A 255-nucleotide genomic window follows, 5' to 3' on the forward strand; every position below is an offset into this window, starting at 1 on the left:
CGATACATGCGATCGCAATGAATACCGGAGTCGGGATCGGGATTCCCGGAATCATTCCGCCAAAGTATCCGAATGTATCGTCACTGACGATCGGAAGCTGGTTCTGATTGATCCATGCCGCAATATTACGTCCCGCCGTGTAAAGGATCAGCGTGGCGACCATAGGCTGGATCTTAAACTGGGCTACCAGAATACCGTTAAATGCGCCAAACAGCATAGATACCACACAGGCTGCAAGGAACGCGACGATGATCG

Annotated in this window: 1 protein-coding gene; it reads right to left on the bottom strand. The window is 51.4% G+C overall.

Annotated elements, in window-relative coordinates; all coding sequences use genetic code 11:
* Positions 1–255: ABC transporter permease subunit (locus H6A60_RS13370; RefSeq protein ID WP_439145092.1), on the bottom strand; the 255-nt coding region annotated here is incomplete at both ends.

The sequence above is a fragment of the Sutterella massiliensis genome (assembly GCF_016899755.1).
Lineage (GTDB): Bacteria > Pseudomonadota > Gammaproteobacteria > Burkholderiales > Burkholderiaceae_F > Sutterella > Sutterella massiliensis.